Below are 21,965 nucleotides of genomic sequence, written 5' to 3'. Positions count from 1 at the left end.
GTCTTTTCTCGTTCTCGCCCCATGATCCGCACCCCCATCGTCACTTTCGATATCGAAACCATCCCCGACGCCGCCGCACTGCGCGCCGCTGGCCTAGCCGATCCCGAACTCGATGATTCGGCCGCCGTGCTTCAGGCCCAGGCGCGCCGCCTGGAAAAGACGGGCAGCGACTTCCTCCCGGTGCATTGCCAGCGCGTGCTGGTGATCTCGTGCACGTTTCGCAATCACGAGGGGCTGAAGATCCACTCCTTCGTCGATCAGGGCGGACAGGAGGGCCAGGTGGTGCAGAGTTTTTTTCGCGTGATCGAAAAACATGCCCCCCAGCTCGTGTCCTGGAACGGTGGCGGCTTCGACCTGCCCGTGCTGCACTACCGCGGTCTCGTACACGCCGTGACGGCGCCGAAATACTGGGACATGGGCGAGGATGATCGCGAGATGAAGTGGAACAACTACATCTCCCGCTATCACACCCGCCATCTCGACCTCATGGACCTGCTTGCGCTTTACCAGCCACGCGCCAACGCGCCCATGGATGTGCTGGCCAAGCTGTGCGGCTTTCCCGGCAAGCTGGGCATGGACGGCAGCAAGGTTTTTGATGCCTGGCTTGCCGGGCAGACCGATGACATCCGCCGCTATTGCGAGACCGATGTCATGAACACCTATTTGCTGTATTGCCGTTACCAGCTCATGCGCGGGGCCTTGTCGGCGGATGAATATGCCGATGAGATCGAGCTCGTGAGGCATACCCTGGGCACCCTGGCGGCGCAGGAAGCGCACTGGCAGGAATACCTGGCCGCCTGGCCACAGCCGCCGGCGCCCGCAAACACCTGAGGCCGGACGGCGCTGTACCCATCGGGCGCCGCCCCATCTGTTCCAATAGCCAGATGGAACAAAGAGAGCGACTGGAATGGCTGCAGATCGACAGCCTGGATCTGGAGGCCCGCGGGGTCGGGCGCAGCGAGAACGGCAAGGTGGTCTTCGTCGCCAATGCACTGCCCGGGGAGCGGGTTCAGGCGCGCATCATGCGCAGCAAACGCAACTGGGAGTCGGGCCAGGCCGTGGCCTGGGCGACGACAGCGAGCAGCCGGGTGACGCCACGCTGCCCCCACTTCGGTGTCTGCGGTGGCTGCAGCATGCAGCATGTCGATCCCGCGGCGCAGTTGGCGTTCAAGCAGCGCACCCTTGAAGACGATTTCTGGCATCTGAGCCGCTTGCGGCCGCAGCGCCTACTGCGGCCAATCGCCGGTCCCAGCTGGGGCTATCGCACCCGAGCCCGGTTGACGGTCAGGCTCGTGGTGAAAAAAGGTGGCGTACTGGTCGGCTTTCACGAGAAGGGCTCCAGCTATGTGGCGGATATGCGCAGCTGCGACATCCTGCCCAAGGCGGTTTCTGATTTATTGCTGCCCTTGCGCGCGTTGATTGCGGGCTTGTCGCGACCGGAACGTGCGCCCCAGATCGAACTGGCGATGGGCGATCGGGTGACCGTCCTCGTGCTGCGCCACCTCGAGCCCTTGACCGACGCCGACCGGCAGCGGCTGCGCGACTTTGGCCAGCAGCACGGCGTGCAATGGTGGCTCCAGTCCAAGGGACCCGATTCGGTGGTGCCGCTCGATCCCGACGCAGAGGCATTGAGCTACGCCTTGCCGGAGTTCGGCATCGTCATGCCGTTCCGTCCGACCGATTTCACCCAGGTGAACCCGCAGATCAACCGTGTGATGGTGGCGCGCGCCCTGCGCCTGCTCGACGCCCGGCGCACCGATCGCGTGATCGACTGGTTTTGCGGCTTGGGCAATTTCACCCTGCCGATCGCCACGCAGGCCCGGCAGGTGCTGGGCGTGGAAGGCAGCGCCACGCTGGTGGCCAGAGCCCTCGACAACGCGCTGCACAACGATCTGCAGGACAGAGTGGCCTTCGCCGCACGCAATCTGTTCGAGATGAATGCGCACGATCTGCGAGCCTATGGCGAAGCCGACCTGTGGTTGGTGGACCCGCCCCGCGATGGCGCGCTGGCGCTGTGCAAGGCGCTGGCCGAGGCCGTGCACGGACCTCTGGGTTCGTCGGGGGAGGAGACGCTGGCCGCGGACGGCGCAACCATGGCGCCCAAACCCGTCGCGCCGCCGACCGTGCCGTTCAGTCCTCCGCGTCGCATCGTTTATGTGTCCTGCAATCCGGCAACCCTGGCGCGCGATGCCGGCCTGCTGGTGCATCAGGCGGGTTACACCTTGCGCGCGGCAGGCGTGATGAATATGTTTCCTCACACGGCCCATGTGGAGTCGATGGCGGTCTTCGAGCGCGAATAATTCCCTTGTGACACATGAAAAACGCCCGCATTTGCGGGCGTTTTTCATGGCACGGCGTCGCGCTTAACGGCGCCCGCCGCCGCTGAAAAAGCTCAGGATGGACAGCAGGTTGACGAACACGTTGTAGATATCGAGATAGATGGCCAGTGTGGCGGTGATGTAGTTGGTTTCACCCCCGTTGATGACCCGCTGCACATCGATCAGCATGAACGCGGAGAAGATCACGACAGCCACGACCGAGAAGGTCAGCATCAGCGCAGGCAGTTGCAGCCAGATGTTGGCGATGCCTGCGAGGATGAGCAGGATGACGCCGACGAACAGCATTTTGGACAGCCCGGACAGATCGCGCTTGACCACATTAGCCAGCGTGGCCATGGCCCCGAAGATCACGGCCGTGCCGCCGAAGGCCAGCATGATGAGTTGCGGGCCGTTGCTCATGCCCAGCACGAAGCCGAGCATCTGCGACAGCATGACGCCCATGAAAAAAGTGAACAGCAGCAGCAGTCCGACCCCGGCGCTGGAATTTTTGGTGCGCTCGATGCCGAACATCAGGCCGAAGGCGCCGACCAGGAAGACGATCATGGTCATGCCGGGGCTCTGCGCCATGGCCAGGTTCAGCCCCGTCGCCATGCCCAGCCAAGCACCGAACACGGTGGGAATGAGGGACAGGGCCAGCAGCGAGTAGGTCTGACGCAGCACCTTGTTGCGCACAGAGGTGCCGCTCGGCTGGGCGTAGAGGGTGTAATCGCGTTGTTCGTTCATGGCAAAACTCCGTTGCGGAATGGGGACGCTGAGTGTCAGACTAGCACACGCTAGATACGTTCCATCGGGTGCATTTCAATCCGCTGTCGATGAAATTGCAAGCGTTTCAGGGCTGGGTTAAGCCCGGTTTCAGGCCGTCAGGCCGATTGGGGGACAAGACCGTAGACGGATTTGATGCGAGCAAGCGCGTCGTTCAGGGTGAGGTGATGATTCTGCGGGCCGTGCACGGCGATTTTTTCGGCGCCGAGCACATTGCCCAGTCGTGCGCTGTCTGCCAGGCTCCAGCCGCGGGACAGGCCGTAGAGCAGACCGGCGCGGAAGGCATCGCCGCAACCCGTGGGATCGCAGACGGTGTAAGCCGGCACCCCGGGAATGTCCACGGCAGGATCTCCCCCGCTCCAGACGCGGCAGCCCTGCTCGCCACGCGTGACAACGACGCCGCGCACCAGGGTGGCGATGTGATCGAGGCTCCAGCCGGTACGTTCGACCAGCAGTTCGGCTTCGTAATCGTTGACCGTCACCCAAGTAGCTTTGACGATGAATTCGCGAAGATCGGCGCCATCGAACAGGGGCATGCCCTGGCCGGGATCGAAAATGAACGGAATGTCGGCACGGGCGAGCTGCGCCGCATGGTCGATCATGGCGGAGCGGCCGTCCGGCGCGACGATGGCCAGATCGACTCCCGCGTCCAGCGGCACGGGCAACTCGTGCGCACGGCCCATGGCGCCAGGGTGGAACGAGGTGATCTGGTTGTTGTCGCGGTCGGTGATGATGTGCGCCTGCGCGGTAAAACTGTCGGCCAGCTGTCCGACATGGGTACGCGGAATATGCAGCGCATCGAGACGGTCGAGATAGCTCTGACCATCGGCACCCAGCGCACCCAGGATGAGCGGCTCGCCGCCCAGCAGGGCGAGGCTGTAGGCGATGTTGCCCGCGCAACCACCGAACTCGCGCCGCATCGTGGGCACCAGAAAGCTGATGTTGAGAATGTGGACCTTGTCGGGCAGGATGTGCTCGGCAAAGCGGCCGTCGAAAGTGGTGATGGTGTCGAACGCGAGCGAGCCGCAGATGAGGGTGGACATGGGCTTCAGCCCTCGAAGCGCAGGGCAGGGAAGAGAATGACGTCGCGGATGCTGGGCGCGTCGGTGAGCAGCATGACCAGCCGGTCGATGCCGATGCCGCAGCCACCCGCGGGCGGCATGCCGTATTCGAGCGCGCGCACATAGTCGGCGTCGAAGTACATGGCTTCGTCGTCGCCCGCCTCCTTGGCCTGTACCTGGGCGTGAAAGCGTGCGGCCTGGTCTTCGGGGTCGTTCAGCTCGGAGAAGCCGTTGGCGATCTCGCGGCCGGTGATGAACAGCTCAAAGCGCTCGGTCGTGTTCGCATCGGCATCGGAGGCGCGGGCCAGGGGCGACACTTCCACCGGGTAATCGACGATGAAGGTCGGTTCCCAGAGCAGATGCTCGGCGACTTCCTCAAACAGCGCGAGCTGCAGCGCGCCCAGACCCATGCCCTTGAGTTTGTGCGGAGCGTGGTCGGCGTCGAGGCGGCGCAACTCGCCGCGCAAGAACCCGTCATCGGCCAATTGGGCGTGGGTGTACTCGGGGGCGTGCTTCTGGATGGCCTGCGTCAGGGTGAGGCGTGCAAACGGCGCGCTCAAGTCCAGCGTGCGGCCCTGATGCGTAAGCACCGCCGTGCCACAGGTGAGCTTCGCGGTGTTGCGGATCAGCGCCTCGGTGAAATCCATCTGGTCGCGGTAGGTCCACCATGCGGCGTAAAACTCCATCATGGTGAACTCGGGATTGTGCCTCGGGCTCAAGCCTTCGTTGCGAAAATTGCGGTTGATCTCGAACACACGCTCGAAGCCTCCCACCAGCAGACGCTTGAGATACAACTCGGGCGCGATGCGCAGATACATCTGCTGGTCCAGGGCATTGTGATGCGTGGCAAACGGCTTGGCCGCAGCGCCGCCCGGAATGGGGTGGAGCATGGGCGTTTCCACCTCCATGAACCCAGCCGCCAGCATTTCGTTGCGCAGGGCCGCGATGGCCTTGCTGCGCAGGGCGAAACGCTCGCGTGACTCGGGAGTGACGATGAGATCGACATAGCGCTGGCGGTAGCGCGTTTCCACGTCTTCGAGGCCGTGAAACTTGTCGGGCAGAGGACGCAGCGACTTGACCAACAGCCGCACACTCTTCGCCTTGATGGTCAGCTCGCCGGTGCGTGTCTTGAAAAGCAAACCTTCGCAGCCGATCCAGTCGCCTAGGTCGTGGTGCTTGAAGGCCGCATGGGCGTCCTCGCCGGTGACGTCGTTGGAGACATGGATCTGGATGCGCCCGGTGCCATCTTGCAGTGTGGCGAAGCTGGCCTTGCCCATCACCCGCTTGAGCATCATGCGCCCCGCAACACGCACGCGCACGCCCGCCGCTTCCAGCGTCTCGGGTTCGTCACCGCCATGCTGCGCCTGCAGGCTGAGGGCCTGATGCGAGGGTTTGAAGTCGTTCGGGAAGGCGGGGGCGACTTGACGCAGGGCAGAGAGTTTGGCGCGTCGTTCAGCTATTAGCGGGCCGTCGTCGGCGAGGGGCGGATGGGGGGAGTCAGTATTCATGCAGAAAGCAGGTGGGGCGATCAGGTCGTGTCGCGATGTGAGGCGATGAGCGAGTACACAGAGTGGCGGTACGTGCTACCTTAGCAAAGCCTGTCTATTTTAGACTCGCCCTCTCGGTGCTTGGGTTCAAGGGGGGTGACTTGCGCTCACCTGCCAAGGGCCGGTGAGCGTCGCGGTCGCAGACATGGTGCGAGGCAGATCTAAGCGAGAGCAAGCCAAAGCCCCGGTCAGAACAGACTGATAAGACCGAGTTGCGCAGTCAGATGGGCCATGCCAAAACTTCGTCGCGCACCAGCAAATCCGGCGATGCCTTGCTCACACCATCCGTCGCTAGGGTGAAGCCCATGACAAGAAGCGCCTACGTGTTGTGCGGTGGCCGAAGCCAAAGCGCACCGACCGTGAGCAAAGCCCGGCTGTGTAGCGCGCAACGGTCGGCAGAAGGCGAGAACGCAGTGCAGGTTCGATCAGGGCGACGATCAAGTTCAACGCCACCACGGCTGCCGCATTCGACGCGAACGCCGCCCTCAGGCAATCGCGCTGCGCGCCAGAGCGTATGCAGATTGAGCCCGGCCAGTCATGCCACCGGCTGATCGGGAAGCAGCGGCAACACCATCAGCACAGATCATGACATTGTTGTCGGGCCTGCAACCGATCAAGGTTGGGTGCAGCTTCCACCCACGTCGTGAGCTTGCGCACGCATTTGCCCCGATTTGGACAGAATCAGATCGACACCTGGCGCTGAGCTTGTCGATGCAGCGCAGATCCGAAGCGTTCCCGCTGCAAAAGCACCATTCAGTTGCTCGGCGTGCCCGATGGGATGGAACAGGATGGGCATTTTCATGGGGCGATTGGCCAGAATGCGAACGGCTCGACCCAGCGTGGCCGATCCGTCCTGAATCAGACTTTCGTCCATGTCAAGTCTTCCGTTTCGGTTGCGGTCTGTGAAGATGAGCCATTCCCCACCGCCCCAATCGGCGTGGCATCCCGATTCGACATTGCCTGCGCAAATGGCCACAAACTGATTCTTGGAGATGGCAGACTGCCTTGCTATCACGAATGCACTCATCAAGGCATTGCTGCTTATGGTCATTCGATGTTGTTCGATCAGGTGAGAAAACGAAGGGGCCGCAATGGCAGCCATCAGCCCCGCGATCGACGCGGCGACCAGCATTTCCACGAGGCTGAAGCCGCGGTGATCGTGTGCTTCTGGGCCCGTCAGGCAGTCGCTCTGCATCATAAGTCTCCAGAAAGACGGAAGATGCTAAGATTATGTGTGAAATTTTTGCTGAAAAATTGAAAAAAGCCAAATGATTTGATCGGGATCGAAGTTTTACCAGCAGGAGCTCACGGTGCCCGAACCACTTTCTGTTTTCGTTCCGGCCTGGTCCAAGGAAACTGTTTTGCACTCCGTATCACGGCTTGCCTGAGCGCCTTGGGGTACCGCGCGTACACGGTAGGTGGACTGACCTAGTGTGTTCGGCACGAAACTGAATTGGTAGTCCGTGCTCTGGTCTGATGCGCAAGACAACGTGGGTAGCGTATGCGCTGTTCCGGCGGAATCCTGGTCGTAGCGCAGGTTGGTCGAGTAGTACCTCTCCATATAGTTTGCGTACTCTCCCAGGCAGGCTTCGGCAGCAACGCGCTTGGTCTTGGTTACGTGGCCGATGTACGACGGATAGGCCACGGCTGCGATGATGGCTACGACGGCCACGACGATCATCAATTCAATCAACGTGAATCCTCGCGAACCAGATCCGCGACCCCGTTGAGCGAAATGTGTTGGCTTGCGATGCGACATGGAAGTGCTCCCGCTCATGGATTGACGAGTTCGGCCCAGGACACTCGCCCTGGGTTGGAAACCTGCGGATTCACCTGGGTGTTGAAAATAGTCCCATTCTGGTTGGCAAGAAGGGTGGTGCTGATGAAATTGCTCATGCCTGTCAGCGCCGTGAGCCCGATGCCGGCAATCGGAATGGTTTGACTATTGACGGTGATCTTGTCGGATGCGTTGAATAAGCGATCTCCGTTGCGGTCAAAGAAGATATTCGTTGGATTTGTGCCCGTGAAGGGATCGACCGCCATGATCCAACCACGACCAGAGGGTGCGCAGACATCGGTATTGTCCGGGATGAGTGTGCTGCCGACGAGCAGATTTTGGTAAGCCTGATTGGCCACAATCATGCGCTCGCCCTGGGGGGTGTTCGAAGGGGGTAAAAGGTCCATGTACCAGCCCTTCTTCCCCGTCATATCGCCTGGTGTGCCCACGCTGACTGTGCGGGAAGGCAACGTGGCCTGTACGGGCGGCGTGGCGGTTGGGTCTGCCGCCGTACCCGCAGTTTCCGCCGTAATGTTCCGCTCGATCAGATCAGTCTTCGCGATGGGAAAGCTGGCTTGTGACACATTCAGCCCGTACCAGGTTTGCACATCCTTGTTCTTCAGGTCATCCGAACTGAGATACCGCCCGGTACCGAAGAACAACCACAAATTACCGGTGTCGGGGTTCTTGGCGGCGAACATGGGAGCTGTAATGGGTTGTGCTTTGTTGCTGGCGTCTTTCGCGGTAAACAGAAGAGAACCGGTGCTGGTGGCATTGGCGAGATCGAACGACCAGACATTGCCCTGCAGATCGCCTGCGTAAGCCTTGGTGCTGATGCCGTTGCCGAGGTTGTCGATCCAGATCACGGGCGTAGACAGCCCGTTGTCGGTTGCGGTGTTGGTCGTGTGACGAGAGACAGTACCGGTGTTCAGGCTGATTTGCAGGAGCTGCGCGGTGCCGGTATCGCTATTCATGCCGTTGCCCACCAGAATCGACCACTCGCCGTTCGCGGTTTGCGCAATGATGGGTTTGCCCAGGGTCTGTCCCAGAGAGCCATCGGAGACCTCTCCGAGAAACTTCACGCTCGCGGGGTCGGTGATGTCGAGCGCATAGATCGACCGCGTAACGCCGCGCCCTGTTGTGCCGACCAGCACCGTGCGCCATGCGGCGGGCGATCCTGTGTAAACATCGGCCACGGTGATCTCACCGTCGTTGAAGTACTGGTGCGGATTGAGGCCGGAGCCGTAGTTTTTCTGGGCGAGCACGCTCGGATTGGTGGATGCGGCAAGGACTACCCCAGGCATGTAGGCGAAGGTCTCTACGCCAGTGTTGGCATTGAAGCCATGCAGCATGCCGTCGTTGGACGATACGTAGATCGTGGGTGTGCGGGTGGTCTGCGTGGACGCAAAAGACTTGAAACTGTTCGAGCCGGTAAAGGTGGCGTTGGCGTAAGGCCCGGCGTCGGGCTTGCCGACATAGATGGGTTGTGAGTTGATGATGTCGCCTAGCGCCGTGGTGCGATTGCGGAGCGTGCCGCCGTTGCGGATTTCCTTGGAGGCATCCCCACGAAGGTAGTTCACCAGATCGGTGGTCCAGCCGTATTTGCCGCTGACGTTTGTGCTGTCGAAAGTCACATAGCTGCCATTGACCACGGTGTAGATCGTGCGGCTGGCCGCAGCAGGCAATACCGTGGCGGCATCCCATGCCTGCGTGGTCGCGGCGCCCGTGGTCGGATCCATGTTGAACGCCTTGAGCGAGCCGCTCCAGACGCCTTCCTTGTAGCTTGCCTGATAAACCCGGCTGCCGTTGTTGAGCTGGGTGGAGTTGGTGGAAAGCGAGGCCGTGCTGCCAACATTTTCGCTGGCAATGGCCGAGAACGCAGCCTCCAGCGACTGCTTCATGGTCTTGGCGTCGCCGCCCGTGAAGAAATTGTCAGGACGTTTGTCGTTGGTGCTCAGCGTCTGACCATTGGTCCACCACGAAGCGTCTGAAAGCGCTGTCGTATTGGCATAGGGATCGTAGTTGGCGGGTACGGAGAATCCGCCATACTTGGCCGCGAGCCAGTATTGGTTCTGTGATTTACCAAGGAGAACTTGGTTCTCCATCACATCGACCCAATAGGTGGAGACGGTCTGCTTGCCAGCCAGATCCGGGCGCATGTCGACGGTGTGGGCGTCGTACGCCAGTCCAGCGATATAGGCGGAGTTGTGCCGGCCGCTGAATGAGGTACCTGCGGTTGCCGTCATGCCGTTGATGGTGATGCCTTCGAGTTGGGCAATTTTTTCCGTCGCAGTCTTGACATCGACGCTGGTGTCAGCTGTCACTTCAGCCGGTACGGCGGGCTCGGTGTCGGTATTCAGATTGCCCGGGAGATTCTTGTCGTCCCAGGTGTTGACGTCGCCGATGCCCAGAATGAAGCTGCGCTGGCAGTCGTATTGCCAAGGGTCTGACCATGTCTGCACCACGGGGAAGCCATCGGCCATTTTGTAAGCCGTGCCATCCGGATAGGCACTGATGCTGTTGTAGGACGTGACGGGCCCCTGTTTCTTCAGGTAGCGCAGCGCCGCGTAATACATCTCGCTGACCGGGTCATAGCTTTTGTCGTTCGCCGTGGTCATCTGACCGAATTTGTTGATGTAGTTGATAACACCGCTGTCCTGGATGTCAGGTGACGTGGCATATGCCGCGGTGGTGTCCGATGCGGCGGTGGATTGTGGATTCCTGACGAAGGTGCCATCGATCGCGCTCCATTCCGCCTGGGCATTGGTAGCTGGGGTTGCGCCTGGTTCGTAGGTTTTGGGGCCCACAAAGCCTTGTGGAGCGCGCAGCGCCGCACCGTCCTGACGCTCGTTGGAGATGTTGAGATAGCCGAACACGCTGTAGGTGAAAACGGAACCATACTTCTGGATCAGGCCTTCCGGCTTAGCGTGGCTGCCATAGGCCACGCAGTTGTCCTCGAGCATGCCGCTTTTGCAGACTTGTACGTCGATGTTGACGGAGTACACCCATCCTGCCTTCAAGCTCTGGGCAGGGTCGTATTCGACAGCGCCCTTGCTTTGCGCAGTGTTTGGATTGTCGAGCAGATAGCGCAGGCTGCGGTCGGTGTTGTCCTTATCTTTGACGGTGTTGCTGTTGGCAGAGATGAAGTACATCCGGTTGCCCAGCCCGGCGAGTTTTGTCGAAAAGTAGCTGAAACTGGACGGTGTGTTGTTTTGCACCGTAGTCGCACCGGAGATGTCGAGAGCGCCCGTACCCGTTTGCCCGGTATGCCGCGCCTTTTCCAGAATGGTGAGGGCGGCCGTGTCGACCACCCGGTTTCCCCCGGTGAGCGTTGAGCGAAAGACATCGATGGTCTGGGTGGCAGCCCAGTTCAGATAGTTGCCGCTCCAGGCGCTAGAACAGGTGCGATTGCTCGCGGCACCTGTCGGTTCGAAGTAGTTGTTGGTGCCACCGTTAACGCCTGTGAAGGCGGGAACCGTCGCGGCAGCGATGGTGTAGCCATAGCACTTGTTCGGGTCGAAATAACCGTAATAAGTCTTGCTGGTATCGAAGCCGCCCACATTGGCCATGCTCATCACGGTAGGCCATTCCACAGAGGGCGTGAGCACGAGATTGCCAGGGACGTTATTGCTCAGGGTCAATGGCTGCTGGTCGATGGATACGGCGGCTTGTACGAGTGGCGAGGCGCTCAGGCTCCACGCGGTACACAGCAGAACCAGCTTCATCCAAAGCGGGGTGCGACGAGGCGATGTTTGCGGACGCATGACGGTGTCCCTTTGGGTATGAAGTCTCGTGAGAATGGATGAGGGCGGCGGTTACTGGCGGACCCAGGCCTGCAGCGTGACCGTGGCGCGATCCGGGGCCGTCGCCGGGTCGGCACTGCGCGCGGTGATGCGATAGAAGTGCGCGGTCGGCATGACTGGCGCTGCGCCGTATTGCGCGCTGTTGGCGGTCTGCTGCGGGCCCAGGGCGGTGCGTCGGTCGTTCCAGAAGCCCATGTCTTCGATCACATACTGCGGTTGTCCCGAGGCATTGCTGCCCGCTGTGTATTGATTGGTTGCGGTGCCGGTTGGCACGGTTTGCCAGACATCGGCTGCATCTGCCTGTGCGGAGGGATTGTTGTCGCACTGAGTCGTGGTGACAGTGCAGTCGCGCCAGACCGTTGCACCATTGGCTTGCAGCAGTCCTTGGGCAATGCGCAAGGCGGCTTCGCTGTTCTGCAGGGCGATCTGCCGATCCTGCAGATTGCTGGCCATTTTTTCCTGCAAGGTCGTGCTGCGGATGGCCGCCAGGCCGATCACGGTGACGATCACTAGCAGGATCAACGCGATGATGAGTGCAACCCCGCGTTGTGCGTACTGAGTTCCACGGCGGAGTGATGGAGACAGAGAAATGGCAGACATGGTTCAGCTCACTCGGTTGCGCAGGGCGATGACTGTGGTGACGTTGCGGGTGAGCGGCGTCGGATTGGTGTCGGTCACGGACTGTTGGGTGGCACTTTGCAGGGTGAGGGTCACCTGCATGGCATCGACGGCGTTCCAGTCGGCGACCGATGAGGCATCGCCATAGTTGGTCTCACCGTTTTCGTGATAAAGAATTTGCATGTTCGTGACATTGCGGACGATTTCCTGTGATGTCACCGACAGGCTGCCGCCACTGTTTGTCAGCGTTCGTCGATAGAGCGAGCGAGCGCCCAATGGGTTGACGCCGACATACCAGTCCGCCACGTTCAAACGCGACACCATGGCGTTGGCGCGGAAGGTGTAGGGGTCGGCGGAACACGCAGGCGTGCCAGGAGGTGCGGGCGGCACGGTCGGAAATCCGAGGTTGGCTGTGCAGTTTCCTGGGTTGGAACCGCTGGCCGCCCAGCTCAGCGAGGTGGTGCCAGAGCCATTGCCCAATTGAACGAGAGCCGCGTGATCGGGGTCGCAGATCACCAAGGCGTCGCCGTTCGACCAATTGCTGGCCGCGGACCAGAGCGTGAGGCTGGACGTGGTGGCACTCTGAACACTCAAGCCGCCTTCTTCAATGCCGATTAGTTGGACGGAATCGGTGGTGGCATCCCGATTGCTGGTGGCGCCGCCTTCGGTGACTGCAGGGTCGTTCGCGTTGGCTTCGTAGCCATGAACCGCATTGCCCCAATTGGCCCACCAGGCGGTTCCAGCATTACCGGTACCGTTCTTCAGGACATTGGCCACGCTCGTTCCGTTGCCGCAGCCTGTCAGCCCGGCCTGCCGAGCATCGCGAGCCAGAAGTTCGAAAGCAATGCGCGATCCATCCTGCACTTCGCCGACCGCCATATTCGTTTTGAATGAGCCTCGGCTGGCCAGAAAGACGCTGATCGCAACACCGGTGACGACGAGACCGAGCAGCAAGGCCACCATGAGTTCAACAAGTGTCATGCCACGCTGGCGGCCTGGTGTGGTTGGGCGAGTTGGGGTTGAATAGGCTCTGGCGCTCATAGCATGGCCTTGGTCACGTAGGTTTGGGTGCTGGAGCCTGCAGTGGCTCGACTGTCGTCGAAAGTGATGGTCACCGTGCAGTCACCTTGACTCGTGCAGTCGATTTGTCCGCTGGCGCCGTTCCCGAGGGCCGCCAGTCCATCAGGGGTCGATCCACCCGATCCCAAGCACCAGGCGCGGATTTCGGTGTCCGGTCTGCCGCTGACTGAGCCTGAAAGTGAACAGCTGGGGGAGCCGCTCGAATTGCTGAACGATGCCGTGGTGTCGTAATCGCCGTTTAGCGCTGCGGCCCGGTTGGCGCGCAGGGCGTCGAGGATGCCGTAGCTGACCATCGTGGTCTGCGTATGCGTCATGGCGCTGTTATTGTTGGTCATCGATCGCACCAGCAAGGTGGACATGCCGATGAAACCAATCGACAGCACCAGCACCGCAATCAGGATTTCCAGCAGTCCAGCACCGAGCTGTTGCCGGGCGCCTCGGCTGGAGAGTCTGGCTTTATTGTTGGCAAGGGTTGGGTTGCGCATTGGGGCACTTTCCAGTTCCAGTGTCATCCACGGAGCAGACGACCGGCGTGATCCCGGTCACCAGATAGACGCAGCGGTGTTGGCTGCTGGGTAGGTCGGCGGCGTAGAGATCAATGACCAGACCGGAGAACCCGGCGCTTGCTGTTGCCTGGCGCAGGAATCCGCCGGGCGTGGCGACAAGAGCTTTACCGCTGACTTTCTGAATGCCTGAGGGCACGGTCGGCGCGGCGGCATACGTCACGCTGTTATCCGCACTTTTGACGGCTGCGGCGTTGCTGACATTGACTTCTTGATTGCGCTTGACCGCCTCGGATCGTGCAAGGCTCAGCGCGTTGGCGACGGCGTTCGCACTGGTGCTCAGACGGCTGCTGAGCATCATGCTCTGGAAGCTGGGTACGGCCACGGCCAACAGAATGGCTGCGACGGTCAAAGTGACAAGCAGTTCGATCAGCGTGAAGCCTGCGGTTCTGTGGTTCACAGGGGTTTCCAAATTGAAACAATGTGCCCCGAGTTTTCCACGCCTCACATGGCTACGCGTGCCTTATCCGACGAACGGTCGCTAACAGCCGATGAACGGAATCAAAATGTAACTTTCATTGCAAAAAAAGCTCGCACCAGCGCCCCGTTGGCTCCGTTAAGGACAGGAACGGCTACCGACCTCAAGACCTCGGTCACTGGCGATCAGCCAGAGAGCCTGAGACCGAGGCCGATCGCCGTGGGCGCCGTCGCAGTCCCAGTCGGAGAGGACTTGTCGCAGCAGGCCGCCCCCCCAGTGGTTGCGCGGGCGGTGGGTGTGGCCGTGGATCATCCAGGTGCAGTCAGCTTCGGCCAGCCAGCGTTGGGCTTCTTGCGGGTCGGCGTCGGCCCAGTTTTCCGGCCGTGACTGCGCGGCTTGGCTGGCGGCGCGCATGGCGAGCGCCTGCTGCATTCGGGCAGCCAGCGGCTGGGCCAGGACTTGACGCTGCCATTGCGGGTTGCGCACGGTGGTGCGGAATTGCTGATAGGCGGTGTCGGCGATGCAGAGCTGGTCGCCGTGGGTCAGGAGCAGGCGTTCGTTCTGAAAGGTGAGGACGAGCGGGTCGGGCAGCAACTGCGCGCCGGTGGCCTGGGCGAAGCGGGCGCCGAGCAGAAAGTCGCGGTTGCCGTGCTGGACGAACAGTGCTCGCCCTGTCTCGGTATGGGCGTCGTTATCGGCGTCGGTATAGGCGCGCAAGGCGGCGGCAATGTCCTGGGCGCAGGCGGCGTCTGCGGGAGCGATGCTTCGCGCGGACGGTTCGAGCAGATCGTCACCTATCCAGGCCTCGAACAGATCGCCGAGAATGAACAGGGCATCGGCCTCGCGCGCGGGGCCATGAAGCCAAGTGAGGAAGGCCTGGGTGGTACGTGGCGCCTGGGCGCCCAGGTGAAGATCGGAGATGAGGGCGATGCTGCGCCACGAGGGCGCGGCGTTCAGGCCGGTGAAGACAAGCTCAGGGCGAGACGCGCTCGATGCCGTTGCATCTTGCTTGAGGGCAGCCGTCATGCGACCGATGCCTCGCCCCGTGTTCAGATCTCGACAGCCTTGAGGATGACCACGTCCTCCAGCGGCACGTCGTCGTGGAAGCCCTTGCGGCCGGTCTTCACGTCCTTGATCTTGTCCACCACGTCCTGGCCTTCGACGACCTTGCCGAACACGGCATAGCCCCAGCCTTGCGCGGACGGGGCGGTGTGGTTGAGAAAGCCGTTGTCGGCGACGTTGATGAAAAACTGGGCGGTGGCCGAATGCGGATCGGAGGTGCGCGCCATGGCCAGGGTGTAGCGGTCGTTTTTCAGACCGTTGTTGGCCTCGTTCTGAATCGGCGCGAGCGTGGCCTTCTGCTTCATGCCCGGCTCGAAGCCGCCACCCTGGATCATGAAGCCGTCGATCACGCGGTGGAAGACGGTGCCATCGAAATGGCCCGAGCGCACATAGGCCAGGAAGTTTTCGCTGGACTTGGGGGCGTTGGCGGTGTCGAGTTCGATGCGGATGTTGCCGTGGTTGGTTTGGAGTTCGACCATGATGGGAGTCTCGTGGAGCGGTTGGGGAGGGTGTCAGTTGAGGACTTTGGCGTCTTCGATGACGATGGGTTTGACGGGCACGTTCTGGAACATGCCCTCATTCTGGGTGGGCACGGCGACGATTTTGTCGATCACCTCCATGCCCGAGATCACCTTGCCGAAGACGGCATAGCCGTAGCCGTCGGGCTTGGGGTAGTCGAGGCTGGGATTGTCCGCCACGTTGACAAAGAACTGCGCCGTGGCCGAATTGGGGTCGGCCGTGCGCGCCATGGCGATGGTGCCGCGCAGATTGCGCAAGCCGTTCTGGCTTTCGAGGGCAATGGGCGGGCGGGTGGGTTTTTGCTGCATGTTCGCGGTGAAGCCGCCGCCCTGGACCATGAAGCCGGGAATCACGCGATGAAAGATCGTGCCCTTGTAGAACCCGCTTTTCACATAATCGAGAAAGTTGGCCACGGTTTTCGGGGCGCGGGCCGGATCGAGCTGGACGACGAATTTGCCCATCGTGGTGACGAACTCCACCTTGGGTTGCGCAGCGGGGGCCTCGGCGGCCCGCGCCGCGGGCAGGGTGCCTGCGGCCAGCAGGCTGGACGCCGCAAGGGCAAGCGCCAGACGCTGCCATGCAGCACGCCAGATGCGCGAAAAGACCGGGCGGGTTGGGTTGGCCGGATGTAAATCGATCATGAAACGCTTCCTTGGAAAATGAGTTGCCATTTGGCGCTGCGCTGTGCCCAGTACTGGCGGTAGAGCGGGCTGGCGGGGGCGCCGGACGCACTGTACTGCACCACGATTTGGCCGGGATATTGCAGCACCGTGAGCGCCCCCGGCGTGATGGGCGTGTTGCGCACGGGCCCGTGCGGTGCCGAGGTTGCGGCGGAGGGGGCTTCCTGTGGACGCAAGCCTTGCAAGGCGGCGCGGGTGATGTCGTTGCGCAATTGCGCCGTGATGCGCTGGCGCTGGGCGGCCCATTGATCGGTGCTCAGCCATTGCACCTGGCGGGTGATGACCACCGGCGTGCTTCCGGCCGGGGTGTCGGCCATCAGGCTGCGCACATCGGGGTTGGACAGCACGACGCAACCGTCGGAGGCCAGGGGGACGCGCGCATAGCTGTCGGGCGGGGTGCCGTGCAGCCAGACCCCGAAGCCCGTGTGGCCCTGCTGTTTGTCCCATTCATTGGGATAGTTCAGAGTGAGCGCCCCGGCGCCATAGAGCGGCTTGAGATCCTTGGCGCCGATCTTGCGCGTGATGAAGTAAATGCCCAGTGGCGTTTTCATGTCGCCGGCCAGGGTCTTGCCGGCGCCGAGCTTGCCTTGGCTGAAGTAATAACTCGTTTCCAGTCTGGGCACACCGTTGCGCTGCTCGAATAGGTAGAGCCGCGAGCGCGCGGTATCCACCACGATGGCGCGCTGAACGTCGGGCGCCAGGGCGACCAGATTGGCGGGAATGGCCCCGGACGGCGGGGGCGCGGTGTAGGCGCCCAGACGTGCCAGGGCTTCCGCGCGAAGCTCCAGAAGGCGCGCGCGTTGCAGAGCTTCGATCTCTGTCGAGGGGGCGGGCGGCGCGGCGGCGAAGCCCGCGGTGCTGCCAGCGCTGGCCTGCATGACGTCGCCCAGCAGCAGTTGGGCCAGGGAAAAGTGAGGGTAGTCGCGCACCAGTTGCTCGGCCTGCGCACGCGCGGCGTCGAGTTGGCCGGCCGCGACTTGCGCGTAGGCGTGCAATAGGCGGCGTTCGGCCCCGTCCTGGTTCGGCAGGGCGCCGAGCGAAGTCGTCAGCCTGAGCAGCGTTCGCGGTGAGACGGCGCGATGCGGCACGCTGTCCGTGGGCGCATCGGCGAATCGTGCGGCCTTGTCTTGGGCGGCGGATGGGCTCTGTCCGGGCACCGCGTTGTAGTCGGTTGCAGCGCGCGCGGCGAACACCAGAGGCACGCACAGCAAGGCCCAGGGCAACAGCTTGCGTGCGAGGGGACGACGGATCGGGGTGTTCACGTTGGGACGGCCGCGTGCGTGTCAGATCACGGATTCAAAGTCGGCGATTCAGCCGACGATTTCCCGCACGATCAGCCATTGGCCATCTTCGCGCTGAAGCTGCAGAGTTTTCGGGCCGTCGAAATCGAGCGAGCCGGAGACGTAATGCTGACGGAAGTGGGCGGTGGCCTTGTCGCCATCGACTTGAACCTTGAGCGCGTGCACCGTCACGGTGATCTTGGCCTTGTCGGAAATGCGGGCGCGGCGCTGGTCTTTCCAGGCGCTCAGACTCATGCCCTTTTCAGGCTTGAAAGTGGTCGCGTAGGCGGCGAAATAGCCGGACAGGTTTTTGTTCTGCCAGGCGGCGGCCCAGCGCTCCACCGCTTCCGACACCGCGGCTTGCTCCGCAGCAGGGACGGTCGCCACTTCGGCCTTGGCTGCGGATTTGGTCGCCGCCGCCGTCGAAGTTGCGGCCAGGGCGGTGGCCGGTGCGGTGTGAGCCGGTTCAGGCTTCGCGGCGGGCTTTGTGGTGGCGACGACTGCCGGCTTCTGGGCGGGGACGGCAGTGGCCGGCTTGGCCTCGGGCGCGGTGGCGGTCTGGGTGGTGGCGACCTTCATGGGCGTGGCGCCAGCGTTCTTGTCTCGCTCGAACAGTTCGCGGATCAGGTTCAGCTTGACCCTGGCGTTGGCGTTTTCGTCGGGCGCGAGCTGCAAGGCTTTTTGATAGGCCTGACTGGCCAGCTTGGCGTAGATGTCCCCCAGATTGGCCTGGGCCGTGGCATAGCTCGGGTTGGTGCGAATGGCCATGTCCAGCGCGGCTCGGGCCTTGTCGTACTGCCCTTGCTGAGCGTACAGCACCGCCAGATTGTTATAGGGCTCGGGCAGCTCGGGGTATTGCTCGGTCAGCGACTGGAAGATCTGGATGGCCTGCGCGTCCTTCTTCTGCTCGGTCAGGATGACCCCCTTGAGGAACTGATACTGCGGGTCCTTGGGTTTTTGGGCCAGAAGCGTGTCGACCTGCTGAAGGGCGCTTTGCAGATCCCCCTTCTGCAGGCTTTGCGTGACGCTGGCTGCGTCTGCCGCCCAGACGGTTGGCGCGCTCAGGGCGAGGGCGATCAGGGTGGCGAGAAGGCGATTTCGCATGATGGATCTGAAGAAGTGGGCTGGAAAGTCCTGGCGGGCCGCGGTGCCGGACGCGCTGTTCACGCCCTTTGTGCCGGGCGCAAGACCGGCGGCTTGTGCTAAGTTTTTGATTTTATCCGGGGACTTGGCGCATTCGCGCGCCAACCGTGCCTCCCCGCCACACGCCATGACTGCGTTGCACCTCCACAATACCCTCTCCCGCGGGAAAGTCCGCTTTGTCCCGATTGAGCCCGGCCATGTCCGCATGTACGTCTGCGGCATGACGGTGTACGACTACTGTCATATCGGACATGCCCGGGTCATGGTGGTGTTCGACCTGCTGCAGCGCTGGCTCAAGGCGCAGGGTCTGCGGGTGACCTATGTGCGCAACATCACCGACATCGATGACAAGATCATCCGCCGTGCGCAGGACAACGGTGAATCCATCCGGGCGCTGACCGACCGCTTCATTCAGGCCATGCATGAAGACGCCGACGCGCTCGGCGTGGAGCGCCCGACGCACGAGCCGCGCGCCACCGACTACATCCCGCAGATGCTCGATCTCGTGGGCAAGCTCAAGGCGCGCGGTCTGGCGTATCGCGACGGCGCCGGTGACGTGAATTTCCACGTGCGCGCGTTTGCGGGCTATGGCAAGTTGTCGGGCAAGTCGCTCGACGAGCTGCGCGCCGGTGAGCGCGTCGAGGTGGATACGGCGAAAGAGGATCCGCTGGACTTCGTGCTGTGGAAAGCCGCCAAGCCCACCGAGCCCGACGAGGTGAAGTGGGCCTCGGAAGACGGCCCCGGGCGCCCGGGCTGGCATCTGGAATGCTCGGCCATGAGCTGCGCGCTGCTGGGCGAGACGTTCGACATTCATGGCGGTGGTGCCGATCTGCAGTTTCCGCATCACGAAAACGAGATCGCCCAGAGCGAGGGCGCGAGCGGCAAGCCCATGGCGCAGGTCTGGCTGCATAACGGATTCGTGCGGGTCGATGGCGAGAAGATGTCCAAGTCGCTGGGCAACTTCTTCACCATTCGCGACATTCTTCAGCACGTCGATGCCGAGACCGTGCGGCTGTTCATCGTCAGGGCGCATTACCGTAGCCCGCTGAACTACAGCGACGAGCATCTGCAGGACGCGCACGCCGCCCTCACGCGTCTGTACACCGCGCTCGACCCGTTCGCCGATCTGCCCGGACGGATCGACTGGCATCACCCGCGTGCCCAGGCCTTTGCTGCGGCGATGAACGACGATCTCAACACCGCCGAAGCCATGGCCGTGCTGTTCGAGCTGGCGACCGAAGTGAACAAGACCGGCGATGCCGATCTGGCGGCTCTGCTCAAAGGGCTTGGCGGCTTGCTCGGGCTGTTGCAGCAACGGCCGCGCGAATTTCTGCAGCGCAAGGCCGCCTCGGTCGATGCGGCCTGGGTGGAGCAGCAGGTGCAGGCGCGTATCGCTGCCAAACAGGCGCGCGATTTTGCCGAGGCCGACCGCATTCGAGCCGAACTCACGGCCAAGGGCATCGTGCTTGAAGACAAACCGGGCGGCGTCACGGTGTGGAGGTCGGCTTGAGCGCCACCGATCGCCCCAAGGCGGGGCCAACGTCTTCGGCTGGGCGTGGCGCAGCCTCTGCGGCAAGCGTGGCCGCGCTCGACTGGGACAAGGCCTGCGCCCATTTGCAGCGCACCGATCGCGTCATGCGCAAGCTCATCAAGACGCATGCCGGAACCCGGCTGCAAAGCCGTGGCGATCCGTTTCAGACCTTGGCGCGATCCATCATTGGCCAGCAGATCTCCGTCAAAGCCGCCCAAACCGTCTGGGATCGCTTTTGCGCCGCGGTTCCCGAGGTCGCGCCCGCGCATTTGCTAGGACTGAGCGAGGAGGCCTTGCGCGCCTGCGGCCTTTCCGGACGCAAGGCGGGCTACGTTCGCGACCTTGCCACCAAGTTCCACGAAGGAGAGGTCCACCCGGACAAGTGGCAGGACATGCCCGATGACGCCATCGCCGCCGAGCTGCTGAGCATTCGCGGCATCGGCCGCTGGACGGCCGATATGTTTCTCATCTTCCACCTGATGCGCCCCGATGTGCTGCCGCTGGGCGATCTGGGTTTGATCAAGGGCGTGAGCCAGACCTATTTCGCCGGTGAGCCGGTGACGCAAAGCGAGGTGCGCGAGGTGGCCGCCGCCTGGGCCCCCTGGCGTTCGGTGGGGACTTGGTATATTTGGCGCAGTCTGGACCCGCTTCCGGTCAACTATTGAGGTTCCCGCGCGGGGCTCGCCGAAAGGCCCGACGCGACGGGGCAGGGAATCAAGAGGCATTCTTGCCATTCCCCGGTCGCAGCCTTTCCGGCAGGTGCGCCATCATCGCGCACAGATCATTTTTCCGAGGTGTCTATGAGTAAAAAAGTCTTTCTCGATTTTGAGCAGCCGGTTGCAGAACTGGAGAACAAGATCGACGAATTGCGCTATGTGCAGGATGAATCCGCCGTTGACATTTCAGAAGAAATCGGCCGCCTGCAGAAGAAAAGCCAGCAACTGACCAAGGACCTCTACGCCAAGCTCACACCCTGGCAGACCACGCAGATCGCGCGGCATGCCCAGCGGCCCTACACCCTGGACTATGCCAACCAGATATTCACCGATTTCCACGAGCTGCATGGTGACCGCGCCTTCGCCGACGATCAATCCATCGTGGGCGGTCTGGCCCGCCTGGGTGGGCAGGCCTGCATGGTGATCGGCCACCAGAAGGGGCGGGACACCAAGGAGCGTGCCCTGCGCAACTTCGGCATGCCCAAGCCCGAGGGTTATCGCAAGGCCTTGCGGCTGATGAAGCTGGCGGAGAAGTTCCATCTGCCCATCTTCACTTTCGTGGATACGCCGGGCGCCTATCCCGGCATCGATGCCGAAGAGCGCAGCCAGTCGGAGGCCATCGGCCGCAATATCTATGAGATGGCGCAGCTCGAAGTGCCCATCATTTCGACCATCATCGGCGAGGGCGGGTCTGGCGGGGCACTGGCCATCGCCGTATGTGACCAACTGCTGATGCTGCAGTACGCGATCTACTCCGTGATTTCGCCCGAAGGTTGTGCATCCATTCTGTGGAAGAGCGCAGAAAGGGCGCCTGAGGCCGCCGAGGCGCTCGGCCTGACAGCGCACCGTTTGAAGGCGCTGGGGCTGGTGGACAAGATCGTCAATGAGCCTGTGGGCGGTGCGCACCGCGACCCGGCTGCCATGGCGACGTCGCTCAAGCGCGCCTTGGGCGAGTCGTTGCGCCATTTCCAACATACCCCGGCTGCCGAACTGGTGAAGCAAAGACTCGATCGTTTGCAGCATTTCGGGAAGTTCGAAGACACCAAGTCGGCGGGACGCTGATCGC

General features: G+C 62.3%; 20 protein-coding genes. 5 read left to right on the top strand and 15 right to left on the bottom strand.

Translation table 11 applies throughout. The features are described 5' to 3' along the window. Positions 1-21 precede the first annotated feature (21 nt). Together BVH73_RS03270 and rlmD are read left to right on the top strand one after the other, a co-directional pair. Positions 22-831, top strand: a complete 810-nt coding sequence (locus BVH73_RS03270; RefSeq protein ID WP_079416052.1) for a 3'-5' exonuclease — start codon at positions 22-24, stop codon at positions 829-831. A gap of 53 nt (positions 832-884) precedes the next feature. Further along, positions 885-2,300 carry a 23S rRNA (uracil(1939)-C(5))-methyltransferase RlmD gene (rlmD, locus tag BVH73_RS03265; protein WP_079416050.1) on the top strand — a complete coding sequence of 472 codons (1,416 nt, stop codon included), beginning with the start codon at positions 885-887 and terminating at the stop codon, positions 2,298-2,300. Between the two features lie 63 nt (positions 2,301-2,363). Here the strand turns inward: rlmD and BVH73_RS03260 are convergent, their stop codons facing one another. From BVH73_RS03260 to BVH73_RS03190, 15 genes are all read right to left on the bottom strand, one after another. Continuing rightward, complete coding sequence (locus tag BVH73_RS03260; protein WP_079416048.1) at positions 2,364-3,062, bottom strand: Bax inhibitor-1/YccA family protein; 699 nt, start codon at positions 3,060-3,062, stop codon at positions 2,364-2,366. 137 nt (positions 3,063-3,199) lie between these two features. Continuing rightward, positions 3,200-4,144, bottom strand: a complete 945-nt coding sequence (locus BVH73_RS03255) for a carbohydrate kinase family protein (protein ID WP_079416046.1) — start codon at positions 4,142-4,144, stop codon at positions 3,200-3,202. A 5-nt stretch (positions 4,145-4,149) separates the two neighbouring features. Next, on the bottom strand, positions 4,150-5,670 hold the full coding sequence (gene lysS / locus BVH73_RS03250) for a lysine--tRNA ligase (protein WP_079416044.1): 1,521 nt from the start codon (positions 5,668-5,670) through the stop codon (positions 4,150-4,152). Positions 5,671-6,322: 652 nt separating this feature from the next. After that, positions 6,323-6,907, bottom strand: coding sequence for a GspH/FimT family pseudopilin (locus tag BVH73_RS03245; protein ID WP_079420287.1), 585 nt, complete (start codon positions 6,905-6,907; stop codon positions 6,323-6,325). 93 nt (positions 6,908-7,000) lie between these two features. Beyond that, a complete protein-coding gene (locus BVH73_RS03240; RefSeq protein ID WP_079416041.1) occupies positions 7,001-7,468 on the bottom strand; it encodes a type IV pilin protein in 468 nt (155 codons plus the stop codon). A 14-nt stretch (positions 7,469-7,482) separates the two neighbouring features. Continuing rightward, a complete protein-coding gene (locus tag BVH73_RS03235) occupies positions 7,483-11,250 on the bottom strand; it encodes a pilus assembly protein (protein WP_079416039.1) in 3,768 nt (1,255 codons plus the stop codon). 51 nt (positions 11,251-11,301) lie between these two features. Continuing rightward, positions 11,302-11,889 (bottom strand): pilus assembly PilX family protein, encoded by a 588-nt coding sequence (locus BVH73_RS03230; RefSeq protein ID WP_079416037.1) that lies wholly within the window; start codon positions 11,887-11,889, stop codon positions 11,302-11,304. Positions 11,890-11,892: 3 nt separating this feature from the next. Further along, positions 11,893-12,888, bottom strand: coding sequence for a PilW family protein (locus BVH73_RS03225; RefSeq protein ID WP_245800397.1), 996 nt, complete (start codon positions 12,886-12,888; stop codon positions 11,893-11,895). 56 nt (positions 12,889-12,944) lie between these two features. Beyond that, the gene (gene pilV, locus BVH73_RS03220; protein WP_169836740.1) at positions 12,945-13,472 is read right to left on the bottom strand and encodes a type IV pilus modification protein PilV; all 528 of its coding nucleotides are present in this window, start codon (positions 13,470-13,472) and stop codon (positions 12,945-12,947) included. Further along, positions 13,444-13,962 (bottom strand): GspH/FimT family pseudopilin, encoded by a 519-nt coding sequence (locus BVH73_RS03215; protein ID WP_154048411.1) that lies wholly within the window; start codon positions 13,960-13,962, stop codon positions 13,444-13,446. Before BVH73_RS03215 ends, pilV begins: the two co-directional genes overlap by 29 nt. Positions 13,963-14,106: 144 nt before the next feature. After that, positions 14,107-14,994: a UDP-2,3-diacylglucosamine diphosphatase gene (locus tag BVH73_RS03210; protein ID WP_079416031.1), complete on the bottom strand. Its 888-nt coding sequence runs from the start codon at positions 14,992-14,994 to the stop codon at positions 14,107-14,109. Between the two features lie 23 nt (positions 14,995-15,017). Continuing rightward, positions 15,018-15,509 carry a peptidylprolyl isomerase gene (locus BVH73_RS03205; protein WP_079416029.1) on the bottom strand — a complete coding sequence of 164 codons (492 nt, stop codon included), beginning with the start codon at positions 15,507-15,509 and terminating at the stop codon, positions 15,018-15,020. A 33-nt stretch (positions 15,510-15,542) separates the two neighbouring features. Next, positions 15,543-16,190 carry a peptidylprolyl isomerase gene (locus BVH73_RS03200; RefSeq protein WP_079416027.1) on the bottom strand — a complete coding sequence of 216 codons (648 nt, stop codon included), beginning with the start codon at positions 16,188-16,190 and terminating at the stop codon, positions 15,543-15,545. Beyond that, a complete protein-coding gene (locus BVH73_RS03195; protein ID WP_245800396.1) occupies positions 16,187-17,491 on the bottom strand; it encodes a L,D-transpeptidase family protein in 1,305 nt (434 codons plus the stop codon). Before BVH73_RS03195 ends, BVH73_RS03200 begins: the two co-directional genes overlap by 4 nt. Before the next feature lie 48 nt (positions 17,492-17,539). Next, complete coding sequence (locus BVH73_RS03190) at positions 17,540-18,613, bottom strand: nuclear transport factor 2 family protein (protein WP_079416025.1); 1,074 nt, start codon at positions 18,611-18,613, stop codon at positions 17,540-17,542. A gap of 166 nt (positions 18,614-18,779) precedes the next feature. Here BVH73_RS03190 and cysS point away from each other — a divergent pair, with 166 nt between their 5' ends. From cysS to BVH73_RS03175, 3 genes are all read left to right on the top strand, one after another. Further along, positions 18,780-20,162: a cysteine--tRNA ligase gene (gene cysS, locus BVH73_RS03185; protein ID WP_079420283.1), complete on the top strand. Its 1,383-nt coding sequence runs from the start codon at positions 18,780-18,782 to the stop codon at positions 20,160-20,162. A gap of 125 nt (positions 20,163-20,287) precedes the next feature. Continuing rightward, positions 20,288-20,848 carry a DNA-3-methyladenine glycosylase family protein gene (locus BVH73_RS03180; RefSeq protein WP_425444135.1) on the top strand — a complete coding sequence of 187 codons (561 nt, stop codon included), beginning with the start codon at positions 20,288-20,290 and terminating at the stop codon, positions 20,846-20,848. Between the two features lie 135 nt (positions 20,849-20,983). Continuing rightward, complete coding sequence (locus BVH73_RS03175; protein ID WP_079416021.1) at positions 20,984-21,961, top strand: acetyl-CoA carboxylase carboxyltransferase subunit alpha; 978 nt, start codon at positions 20,984-20,986, stop codon at positions 21,959-21,961. The last annotated feature ends 4 nt before the right edge of the window (positions 21,962-21,965 follow it).

This window comes from Thiomonas intermedia (assembly GCF_002028405.1).
GTDB classification, from domain to species: Bacteria; Pseudomonadota; Gammaproteobacteria; order Burkholderiales; family Burkholderiaceae_C; genus Thiomonas; species Thiomonas intermedia.
Note: the sequence above shows the minus strand (reverse complement) of the source record. Positions and strands in the feature narration are given on the sequence as shown.

What these genes read in the sequence shown, in the direction of transcription:
- BVH73_RS03270 (WP_079416052.1), top strand. Translation starts at nt 22, where the DNA reads ATGATCCGCACCCCCATCGTCACTTTCGATATCGAAACCATCCCCGAC.
- rlmD (WP_079416050.1), top strand. Translation starts at nt 885, where the DNA reads ATGGAACAAAGAGAGCGACTGGAATGGCTGCAGATCGACAGCCTGGAT.
- BVH73_RS03260 (WP_079416048.1), bottom strand. Translation starts at nt 3,062, where the DNA reads ATGAACGAACAACGCGATTACACCCTCTACGCCCAGCCGAGCGGCACC.
- BVH73_RS03255 (WP_079416046.1), bottom strand. Translation starts at nt 4,144, where the DNA reads ATGTCCACCCTCATCTGCGGCTCGCTCGCGTTCGACACCATCACCACT.
- lysS (WP_079416044.1), bottom strand. Translation starts at nt 5,670, where the DNA reads ATGAATACTGACTCCCCCCATCCGCCCCTCGCCGACGACGGCCCGCTA.
- BVH73_RS03245 (WP_079420287.1), bottom strand. Translation starts at nt 6,907, where the DNA reads ATGATGCAGAGCGACTGCCTGACGGGCCCAGAAGCACACGATCACCGC.
- BVH73_RS03240 (WP_079416041.1), bottom strand. Translation starts at nt 7,468, where the DNA reads ATGTCGCATCGCAAGCCAACACATTTCGCTCAACGGGGTCGCGGATCT.
- BVH73_RS03235 (WP_079416039.1), bottom strand. Translation starts at nt 11,250, where the DNA reads ATGCGTCCGCAAACATCGCCTCGTCGCACCCCGCTTTGGATGAAGCTG.
- BVH73_RS03230 (WP_079416037.1), bottom strand. Translation starts at nt 11,889, where the DNA reads ATGTCTGCCATTTCTCTGTCTCCATCACTCCGCCGTGGAACTCAGTAC.
- BVH73_RS03225 (WP_245800397.1), bottom strand. Translation starts at nt 12,888, where the DNA reads ATGACACTTGTTGAACTCATGGTGGCCTTGCTGCTCGGTCTCGTCGTC.
- pilV (WP_169836740.1), bottom strand. Translation starts at nt 13,472, where the DNA reads ATGCGCAACCCAACCCTTGCCAACAATAAAGCCAGACTCTCCAGCCGA.
- BVH73_RS03210 (WP_079416031.1), bottom strand. Translation starts at nt 14,994, where the DNA reads ATGACGGCTGCCCTCAAGCAAGATGCAACGGCATCGAGCGCGTCTCGC.
- BVH73_RS03205 (WP_079416029.1), bottom strand. Translation starts at nt 15,509, where the DNA reads ATGGTCGAACTCCAAACCAACCACGGCAACATCCGCATCGAACTCGAC.
- BVH73_RS03200 (WP_079416027.1), bottom strand. Translation starts at nt 16,190, where the DNA reads ATGATCGATTTACATCCGGCCAACCCAACCCGCCCGGTCTTTTCGCGC.
- BVH73_RS03190 (WP_079416025.1), bottom strand. Translation starts at nt 18,613, where the DNA reads ATGCGAAATCGCCTTCTCGCCACCCTGATCGCCCTCGCCCTGAGCGCG.
- cysS (WP_079420283.1), top strand. Translation starts at nt 18,780, where the DNA reads ATGACTGCGTTGCACCTCCACAATACCCTCTCCCGCGGGAAAGTCCGC.
- BVH73_RS03180 (WP_425444135.1), top strand. Translation starts at nt 20,288, where the DNA reads ATGCGCAAGCTCATCAAGACGCATGCCGGAACCCGGCTGCAAAGCCGT.
- BVH73_RS03175 (WP_079416021.1), top strand. Translation starts at nt 20,984, where the DNA reads ATGAGTAAAAAAGTCTTTCTCGATTTTGAGCAGCCGGTTGCAGAACTG.